The following is a 6,629-nucleotide window of genomic DNA, read 5'->3' on the forward strand; positions in this document are numbered from 1 at the left end:
ATCATACTGGTAACTATGCGAGAACAAGGCTTGCACATCGCTAATGGTGCGAAGCTCAGGGCGGCGTTGGCTATCCAAGGTTTGGTTAAAGCTCAAGCCATTGGCGTAATCAAAGCTCTCCACTTGGCCACTCGGTGCGTAGCTCACGTTATTCGCATAACCCCCACTTTGCCTGGCTTCACCATACCCATTCGGGGCGTAATTCACCACTCGGCCTGAAGGGTATACATGCGTTGTTAGATGACCCAAGGTATTGTAGTGAGAGGCGAAATTAAATTGCTGGCCATCTACACTCAACGCTTCGCTCATAACTTGCCCAAGCGTGTTGTAAGTGTATGCCCACGTGCTATTTCCCGAGGCCAACGTGAGCAAGTTCCCTTGCGCATCATAGGTGTGCGTAATGGTGCCGCTTGCATCAGGGTAACTAATGGTTCGAACACTGCCCACGTTATCATAGGTAATGTGGGATTTTTGTGCCGCCGTTACGCTGGCTAAATCACAATCAGTACCACTCCCAGAGGCGCCTTTCGCTTCCCACGTAACTTCACCTAATGCGTTATAATCGTACACCGCGTGGCCAACATCGTTACGCACTACCCGGCAGAGATTTTGCTGAGCGTTATAGCGGCGCACTTCCGTTTCACCGCCCTGAGTAATTTGCGTAGGGTTCCCAAACAGGTTGTAGGTTATATTCGTGGTTACACCCTCGGGCTGCACAATGCGTTCAACCTGCTCATAACTTGGCGAGCCCAGCGCACGGAACGTGGTGGTTGTGCTGTAATTTCGGGCGTTTGTGCTACGCACGCGATTCCCGGATAAATACTCCCGAGTTTCACCACTAAAGCTTACATTCGAGTACTGCGCCTTTAACCGCTGCAGGCCATCATACTCATACACAGTGCCATCGCTTTCACCCGAACTTATGCTTGGATATGAAACGAAAACGGGGTTGTTGTAGGCATCGAATTGCTGCTCTATCACACGATTATCGGCGCCCGAGGCTGACTCTTCAATGTGGACCGGGCGAAGTAGACCATCCATTCTCGTGGTTTTTGTATAGCTGCTTCCGCGTGTGATGGTTTGCACGAAGTAATCATCAACGGTGTTTTGATACGTAATATCCGTTGCCACAAAGGTGCCTTGTGGAACAATGCGCGTCACGCGCCCCATCACATCGTATTCGTACCCTGTGGTAACCCCATTGAAATTCTCTATCGCCGCTACCCATCCACGCGTATTCACCGTTTGTACCGCTTGCTCATACCCAGACGTGGTATACCGGCTCGGCACACGAATATCCGTGGGAATGCCAAATTCATAGCCGCGCAATTCGATATAACGATTCGGTGCATTGTATGTTTGCCGCAGCAGGTTGCCATCAGCATGATAGGTTTGTGCGCTAATCACCGTTTGCCCAAAACGCTTTTCTAGATTTGGCAACAATGACGTTGCGTGATAGGTTCGCTCCGAAACCGTTGTCCACTGGCTATTATTACTCGATAGTTCGGTTTCTATAGGGAGATTCAATACCCATTGTTGTGTATTGTGTTGATAGGTTGTACGCGTATATTGCGTGCCAAAGGTACTCCCTTCTTTAACAACCAACGGCTTACCATACGCATTATATTGGCTGTATTCCGTCGTAAATACCGTAGAGCCGCCGCTACCATAATCGGTTGTTTTAATGACGCTTGGATAGATATGGTTTTCATGCTGCGCTGGGTTATCAAATACTTTGCTGTACATCGACGGTGAATCGCATATACCAATACTAATCACAGGGTATTGCGGTGGTTTACATGATTCGAACCCCGCTGAACCATTATTGGAGACAAGCGTGTAATCGCGTTCAATAGCGCGCAATAGTGTCGAGTTATCCGTATCATAATACAGCGTCAGTACTTCTTTGCCTTCTAAAGCCCCGAACTCTCGATTAAAAACATGAGTGGTGCGACTACCATCCGGATTACTTACGGACGAGGAGCGTAAATGCATATCCGTGTAACCACTAGGGATAAACGGCAATCCTGGCAATGCTTCAGGGGGTGGCGCACTTCCTGCCGTTTGCTTCGGTGAACCCGCGTTTTGTGAGTATGAGTAATCCCAACGCAAAACCTCATTGTTAAAGTCCAGTTCCTTTTCAACAATGGCCATCGAGGTAAAGCAGCGCGGAACATTCTGATGAAAACCACTACCATCGGACGTGTAGGGCACGTTTGTACGACCAAAGCTTGTTGCTTGCTGGGTTAAAGTAAACTTAGCACCGTTCGGGTGCGTCATTTCTGACACTTTGGTTAACGGATATGGGGCGGCACAATCTAAAACGCCCGCGCCATTGTTTTCGTACCCACCATACAAATCAAATTGCAGGTCAAAATTCCAAAGCCGTCCATCAGGGCGCTTCACCGTTTTAAGTACATCTTTACTTACTTGTAAACGCGCATCGTAAGCCTCTTCGTAGGTGTACTCCCACATACGACCATCATGCGTTACGCTGGCTATTCGATCGGTATTAAAGCCTTGTTCATAATTAATCTGTATCGATCGATTATCCGACGCGGTAATGCTGGTTAACTTATTCGAATAGGTAAAATAATTAGCGTTCCCATTGTGCGCGACAGTGCTTGCGTTACCATAATTATAGTTGACCCAGTTGCCGTGCCTATCTTCCACACGACTCACCTGCACATTCATCGTGTATGTAGGGCGAAGCGGTGCATCAGCTATGCTTGTAATGCGAGGCTCTATTTCTTGTTGAATAGGTATCTGGCCGGCAGGTATTAATCGCACTACATCGAATGTATATATGGTCCCTTCGGGCGAGATAGCCTCAAAGCCATATCTGTCAGTTAGCGGAAAAACTTTCCAATTTTCCGCAAAGAATTGTGAATGCGCCGTGGCATTTTCTTTCTCTTGTAAAATACGTTGATTCATCACCCCTGGGATATGCAGAAAATCCCCACTCCAATACTGAGAGCGCTCTATCGTGGCATAGCCGGTATCCAAATAACTTTCTTGCGGAACATTACACAACGGAGTGTGCGAAAGGTCATTATCCACATACCGAAGTGTTGTCGTTGTGATGCTTGGCACTTCTAACGTCCAATCACCAAAGCTCGCGCTGTTAAATCGGTTACTCTTAGATCCTTTGTACACTCGACGTATTTCGACCGGAAGAGCGAAATTCCCCTGCAGCGCTACATCAACATGTTCAAAGCTGACAATACCCGTATTCATATCCACTTTATCACCGAAAAGTGCAGTGGTCTCAGGTGTAATTTCCTCACTGACTTCCATGCGTGACAGCGCAAGCTCCGTCATGTGGCGTATACCATTGTCTACCGCACTTGTTGTCGACATAGACGACATTTGCATCTGCTGTAATGGCGCAGGGGAATACAACGGATCGATAGCGTGTAACGCTAACGAGCTCGCAGGACACGTCGCGTTCGCATTGAGGGCATGTACCGGACCCGATAAACTTAACATTGATAGGCTTGCTACGGACATAACGATACGTAATTTCATGATTATTGCTCCTCCTTGCGCTCGCCAAATGGCTTGTATTCCTTCACGCGAATTAACTTGCCTTCGCTATCTGTTTCCCCAATTACGCTGCCTAGTATGTCTACGTGGATAAAGATAACCGTTGAATCTGGGTCACCACTCAACGAAAGTACAACCCGCCGTTCGTCACTTGCCACCCAATCTTCATGATATGCTTTCGCCCTGATTATCCCGGTTCTTATCATCAAGGGGTGCGTATACACCGCTGATGCTGCTGTAACAGGGCTATCGTCAAGGGTGTATCGAATAACGGCACCATTTGTCCCGCTGGATAAAGAAACCAAACGAGCTCCGCCACCGCTGGTATCTTCAGAAGCGACAGTTGGAGGCGATAGCTGTGAAATCGTTATTGTACCACTTTCAGAAAACGCAGAGCACGTTGGCGTATCACAGGCCCTAACACGAAACTTGTAACTGGTTCCAACGGCTCCTTCGAATGCATAATTTCGATTTGCGCTTCGATTAATCACACTGCCCCAGCTTCCACCACTATGAATTTGAATTTCATACCGCTCAGCGTCAACCACAGCTCCCCAACTTAGCTCAACATTCAACTCACTCGATATTATTGTCAGTGCCGCTGGTCCCGCTAAGTCTGGTGGCGTTACTCCATTGCTCACTGGAGAATATGCGGTACAACCATAGCTATCACATGCCATTACTCTGTATGTATAGGTACTTCCACGCGCGCCAGTTATACTGTGACTTCGTGTTGTTCCCGTATTGATTGGGTCCGCCCACGTGCCGTTTGTACCGACTTGAATTTCATAACGACTTGCCCCCGACACCACTCCCCAAGATGCCGTCAGTGACAACCCTGACACTACGACAGTTGGTGTTGATGGTACGGCAAGTGTGGGAACGCTCAATGCGTTACTTACAGTCGAATAATTAGAGCAACCAAAACTATCACAGGCTCTCACACGGAAAGCATAAGCACTCCCTCGCGCAGCCGTAATCGTATGGGTTCGGGTTATACCTGTGTTGATGGCTTGCGCCCAAGTACCATTCGTACTGACTTGAATATCATAATAATTAGCGCCCGCTACTGGTCCCCACGATGCTGTAAGTGCAAGATCCGACGATGTAACGGTCGGCTTCGGCGCAACCGCAAGCGTCGGCACGCTTTGCACATTACTTACAGTCGAATAATTAGAGCAGCCAAAACTATCACAGGCTCTCACGCGGTAAGCATAAGTACTTCCGCGTACGCCGGAGATTTTGTATGTTGGTGTCGCACCGGTATTGATAGGTTCTCCCCATGTTCCATTAGTGCTTACTTGGATTTCGTATTCGCTAGCACCCGAGACTGCGCCCCAAGAAGCCGTTAATTCTAATCCCGAGGAAGAAACTGCTGGTCGAGGTGCAGCTCCTAGCGTTGGTAAATTAATTGCGGTACTTACTGTAGAATAATTAGTACAATCAAAACTATCACAAGCTCTAACTCGATACGCATATATGTTTCCACGCACTCCTGTAATCGTGTGTGTTCGAGTCGTACCTTTATTGACCGCAGCAGACCAAACACCATTCGTGCTTACTTGAATTTCGTATTTGCTAGCCCCAGACACTGGCCCCCAAGACGTTGTAAGCGAAAGCCCTGATGACACAACCGTCGGTTTCGGTGCAACCGCCAGTGTTGGGACACTAAATGCGATACTTGCAGTTGAATAACTGGTGCAACCAAAGCCATCGCAAGCACTCACACGGAAAATATAAGTGCTGCCCCGCACACCTGTGATTTCAAATATTGGAGTCAGACCCGTGCTAACAGCGGTCGCCCAAGTGCCATTGGTACTAACTTGAACCTCGTATTGACTAGCTCCGGCTATCGCTCCCCAAGAAGCCGTTAAATCAAAGCCCGAAGCAGAAACAGTTGGTCTAGGAGCAACGGCTAGAGAAGGTATAGCAAGTGCTGTGCTTGCAGAAGAGTAATTAGTGCAACCAAAACCATCACAAGCTCTTACACGATAGGCGTAAGTTCGCCCACGTGTGCCCAAATTCGTATGGTTTGTTGTTACACCTTTACTGATGGCAGTACCCCAAGAGCCATTGGTGCTTACTTGGACATCATAATTGTTAGCCCCCGTTACGGTGCCCCATGTTGCAGTCAATGAAAGGTTTGAATTGGTAACCGAAGGTCTCGACGGGGTGGCTAACGAAGGTATCCCAAAGGCGGAACTTGCAGCCGAGTATCCGGTACAACCGAAGCTATCACAAGCCCTCACCCTAAATGAGTAACTATTTCCACGTACCCCCGTTACACTATGATTAAGGTCTACGTTTTTATTAATTGTACCACTCCATGTCCCGCTGTTAGTGCGAACCTGGACATCATAACGAGCCGCTCCAGAAATGCTGGTCCAATTTGCTGTTACAGTAAAGACGGAATTGCTTATCGTTGGTGCTTGCGGAGTGGCGAGTGTTAAAATCACAACCTCTGAACTTATTGAAGAGAAAGGAGAGCAGCCTGAGCTATCACACGCCCTGACTCGAAACGCATATCGTGAGCCTCGAATACCTGCAAGGCTATAATTACGAGTAGTTCCTCTATTGATAATCGAGCCCCATGAACCATTAGTTCGAGCCTGCACTTCATAACGAGTGGCCTCAGCCGAACTTCCCCAATTCGCGGTAAGGGTTAGGCCTGAATTGCTCACAGAAGTAATGGCTGGTGCTGTAAGTAAAGGGACTTGGATGGTATTTGTGTGGGTGTAAGAGCCACACCCATGCATGTAACTACAAGCGGCTAGCCGAAATGCATAACTATTTCCACGCTGAACCGATACCGATGTCGAAAGATAAACAACCGATTGATCTGCCTCCCAACTTCCATTTACTGATTTACCAAAAAGAAAGTAGTCGTAACTCGAATTGGCTTGCCATTGTAAGTTAATCGACGTTCCGGAGCGCTCAACTTGAGAAATGCTGGGCATCAAGGGGGCACAAGGGCCTCCTATCGACATTGCATCGCACTCTGGAAAACCTTGCATGGCAGACATTGCAGGTAAGCTGAACGTGGATAATAAAAGTGCAAGTAGTAACAGCCCTGTTTTTGGGGT

The 6,629-nt window shown here is 48.0% G+C and carries 2 protein-coding genes; both read right to left on the minus strand.

The features are described 5' to 3' along the window. Positions 1-3,528, minus strand: a 3,528-nt coding sequence (locus A28LD_RS01740; protein ID WP_007419335.1) for an RHS repeat protein, incomplete at its 3' end; no start/stop codon positions are given. A 2-nt stretch (positions 3,529-3,530) separates the two neighbouring features. Beyond that, a complete protein-coding gene (locus A28LD_RS12120; RefSeq protein ID WP_083824760.1) occupies positions 3,531-6,569 on the minus strand; it encodes a chitobiase/beta-hexosaminidase C-terminal domain-containing protein in 3,039 nt (1,012 codons plus the stop codon). Between the last annotated feature and the right edge of the window lie 60 nt (positions 6,570-6,629).

It is taken from the genome of Idiomarina sp. A28L, assembly GCF_000218785.1.
GTDB lineage: Bacteria > Pseudomonadota > Gammaproteobacteria > Enterobacterales > Alteromonadaceae > Aliidiomarina.

Excerpts from the sequence above, each read along its gene's own strand:
- A28LD_RS12120 (WP_083824760.1), bottom strand. The coding sequence starts at position 6,569 with ATGTCTGCCATGCAAGGTTTTCCAGAGTGCGATGCAATGTCGATAGGA.